Origin of the sequence: Streptomyces sp. NPDC056948 (assembly GCF_042674225.1) — a bacterium.
Taxonomy (GTDB): Bacteria; Actinomycetota; Actinomycetes; order Streptomycetales; family Streptomycetaceae; genus Streptomyces; species Streptomyces purpurascens.
Genome location: NZ_JBHUQX010000721.1, coordinates 1 through 2,468 on the forward strand (window position 1 = coordinate 1; position 2,468 = coordinate 2,468).

2 protein-coding genes are annotated in these 2,468 nt (G+C 71.1%); one reads left to right on the forward strand and one right to left on the reverse strand.

Annotated features, from left to right (window positions below):
• Positions 1-183: 183 nt before the first annotated feature.
• The gene (locus ACFTZL_RS43970; RefSeq protein ID WP_382595984.1) at positions 184-1,164 is read right to left on the reverse strand and encodes a sporulation protein; all 981 of its coding nucleotides are present in this window, start codon (positions 1,162-1,164) and stop codon (positions 184-186) included.
• A gap of 229 nt (positions 1,165-1,393) precedes the next feature.
• Between ACFTZL_RS43970 and ACFTZL_RS43975 the strand changes: the two genes are divergently transcribed.
• Positions 1,394-2,425, forward strand: a complete 1,032-nt coding sequence (locus ACFTZL_RS43975) for a hypothetical protein (protein WP_382595986.1) — start codon at positions 1,394-1,396, stop codon at positions 2,423-2,425.
• The last annotated feature ends 43 nt before the right edge of the window (positions 2,426-2,468 follow it).

Sequence of the window (2,468 nt, forward strand, 5' to 3'; positions counted from 1 at the left end):
GTGCCCCGGGCCGGCGTCGGCCCGGGGCCTCCCCGCCGGACCCCCGGCCGGGACGCAGCAGCCCAAGCCCCGCGTCCTGCGCGGGTATCGGGCCGCCCCGCCTCAGCCCGGCGTCAGCTGGCAGCCGCAGCCCGACGCTAGCCCGGCGTCAGTCGGCAGCTCCAGCTCGACGCCAGCCCGGCCTCAGCCCTCCTCTTCCTCGTCGCCCTCGAAGAAGTCCCCGACCTCGTCGACGACTTCGCCGGCGACCATGCCGGCGGCGAGCCCGGCCGCGCCTGCGGCGACGGCCGTTCCCATGCCGGGGCCCGAGCGGTGGCCGTCATGGTGTTGCCCGTGGCTGCCCGGGCCGAACGCGGCGGGGGAGCCGAAGCCCACGGGGGAGCCGTACGACGCCCGGTGCTCGACGAGTTGCTGGATCCAGCCGTCGACGATCGCGGGCCAGTCCTGGTGCTCGACACCCTCGTGGGAGACGTTGAAGCGGGTGAGCGCGTCGTGGCCTGACGACAGGAAGCCGCCGCGCTTGTCCGCCTCCAGTACGACCTCCATGCCGCCCGGGTTCGCCAGGAACGTCAGCTCGATCTCGTTGACCTGCTGCGCGTACCGGGGTGACGGGACGAGCTCGATCTCCTGGTAGAACGGCAGTCGCTGGCCGGTGCCGCCGATGCGCCCGTACTCGAGGTCGGCCGACTTGAAACCGAACCCGAGCCCGCCCAGTGCTTCGAGCACGGCCTCCTGCACCGGAAGCGGAGCGACGATCAGCTGGTCCAGATCGCCCTTGTCCTTCGCACCCGCCACCGACAGCTCGGTGCGCACGCCGAGGACGACGCCCAGGCTCTGCCCGTGCAACTGGGTCGCCGGAGTCTCCCACGGCAGGGTCAGGCTGAACGGCACATCGCGCTGCTCGCCCTCGGCGAGCCGGAACCCGCCGCCCACGGTGATGCGGTCGAAGGCGACGACGCCCTCGCTCTCGCCGCCCTCGTGCTCCGCCTCGACCCGGGCCACCAGCTCCAGGGAGATGTGCTCGATGTCGAAGTCGGCTTTGCCGCCCACGAGTTGGACCTGGCCGGTGAGCGTGCCGCCGGGCCGGACGGGAGCCGGGTCGAGGACCGTGTCGACGGTGGGGCCGCCGACGCCGAGCGCGCCGAGCAGTCGTTTGAACACCATGGTGGCGTCCACTCCTTCACATGCGTGTACTGACGTTCTGCAATAATTTCTACAAGAGCGTAGAAGCATAGGGGATGGCCCGGGTGAGGGGGTGTCAGGGAGGTGGGCCGGTGTCCCGCTCGCGACCGAGGTGGTACATCGTGCTCTGACTGCCGACCTCACGCCGATGCCTCTGCGTGTCCACGTTGCTACTTTGCGTGCACGACCTCGGAGGGGTGAAGGAGCGGACATGTGTGCTTCATGGCAGCAGTACGAGGTGGCACCCGGGGGAAGCGCGGACGCGGACACGGGCGTCGCGGCGGTGTCCCGGATCCCGGGCAGCATGGAAGTGTGGTGGATCGGCCCGGGGGCATCGGTCGAGGGGGCCTACTGGTACGAGGGCGGTGCGTGGACCCGCTACCAGCTCGCCCCGAACGGCAGCGCGAGAGAAGCCGGCGCCGTCACGGCCGTATCGCGGATTCCCGGCAGCATGGAAGTGTGGTGGATCGGCCCGAACGGGTCGGTCGAGGGCGCGTACTGGTATGACGGCCATCCGTGGGCCCGCTACCAGCTCGCTCCGAACGGCAGTGCCCGGATCGGCGCCGCCCTCACGGCGGTGTCCCGGATCCCCGGCAGCATGGAGATCTGGTGGATCGGCCCCAACCATTCGGTGGAGGGCGCGTATTGGTACGACGGCCATCCGTGGGCCCGCTACCAGCTCGCCCCGGACGGCAGCGCCGCCTTCAACGGGGGCATGACGGCGGTGTCCCGGATTCCCGGCAGCATGGAAGTCTGGTGGACCGGCCCGAACGGGTCGGTCGAGGGTGCGTACTGGTACGACGGCCACCCTTGGGCGCGCTATCAACTCGCCCCGGACAACAGCGCGTCCGTCGTCGGAGGCATCACCGCCGTGTCCCGTATCGAAGGCAGCATGGAGGTGTGGTGGCCCGGCGGCAGCGGGTCGGTCGAGGGTGCGTACTGGTACGACGGTCACCCCTGGGCGCGCTACCGGCTCGCCCCGGACGGCAGCGCCTACCGCGGCACCGCCCTCGCCTCGGTCTCCCGCGTCCCCGGCAGCATGGAGGTGTGGTGGGCCGCTGACAGCGGGTCCGTCGAGGGCGCGTACTGGTACGACGGCCATCCCTGGGCGCGCTACCGGCTCGCCCCGGACAACAGCGCCTCCGGCGACGGTCTCGCGGCGGTGTCGCGCATCCCGGGGAGCATGGAGGTCTGGTGGACCGGCTCGAACGAGGGGATCCGGGCCGCCTACTGGTACGAGTGAGACTCGTCCCGAACACGGCGGTTTCGGTTGCGGAGGAGATCAC

Bases quoted from the DNA above. Each gene is read 5' to 3' on its own strand.
- ACFTZL_RS43975 (WP_382595986.1), top strand. From the start codon at position 1,394: ATGTGTGCTTCATGGCAGCAGTACGAGGTGGCACCCGGGGGAAGCGCG.
- ACFTZL_RS43970 (WP_382595984.1), bottom strand. From the start codon at position 1,164: ATGGTGTTCAAACGACTGCTCGGCGCGCTCGGCGTCGGCGGCCCCACC.